Origin of the sequence: Tepidimonas charontis (assembly GCF_007556685.1) — a bacterium.
Lineage (GTDB): Bacteria > Pseudomonadota > Gammaproteobacteria > Burkholderiales > Burkholderiaceae_C > Tepidimonas > Tepidimonas charontis.
The window spans coordinates 1-502 of the sequence record NZ_VJON01000127.1 but is presented as its reverse complement, the minus strand read 5'-3'; the positions used below and the strand labels follow the sequence as shown (position 1 = coordinate 502).

At 65.9% G+C, this 502-nt stretch carries 1 protein-coding gene; it reads left to right on the top strand.

What is annotated here, in order from left to right:
* A partial coding sequence (locus Tchar_RS13690) for a DDE-type integrase/transposase/recombinase (RefSeq protein WP_144329505.1) occupies positions 1-502 on the top strand: 502 nt, incomplete at both ends.

Sequence of the window (502 nt, the reverse complement as noted above, 5' to 3'; positions counted from 1 at the left end):
AGGCACGAATTGCTCAGAGCGTGGGCGTGTCAGAGGCCACGGTCAGCCGTGTGCTGCGCCGAGCCGGGCTGTCGAAGCTGTCGGATCTGCAGCCGCGCGAGCCAGTACAGCGCTACGAGCATGCACGGGCTGGAGATCTGCTGCACATCGACACCAAGAAGCTCGGGCGTATCGAGCGGCCGGGGCATCGTGTCACCGGCAACCGGCGTGACTCGGTAGCTGGAGCCGGCTGGGAGTTCCTGTTCGTGGCCGTGGACGACCATGCCCGCGTGGCCTTCACAGCTATCCACCCCGACGAGCGTGCCCCCAGCGCAGTGCAGTTCCTGCGTGACGCCGTGGCGTACTACAACCGCCTGGGCGTGACGATCAAGCGAGTGCTGACCGACAACGGCCCGGCCTTCCGTTCCAAGCCATTCCGGCAGGCTTGCCAGCAACTGGGCATCGCGCACAAGTTCACCCGCGCGTATCGGCCACAAACCAACGGCAAGGCCGAGCGGTTCAT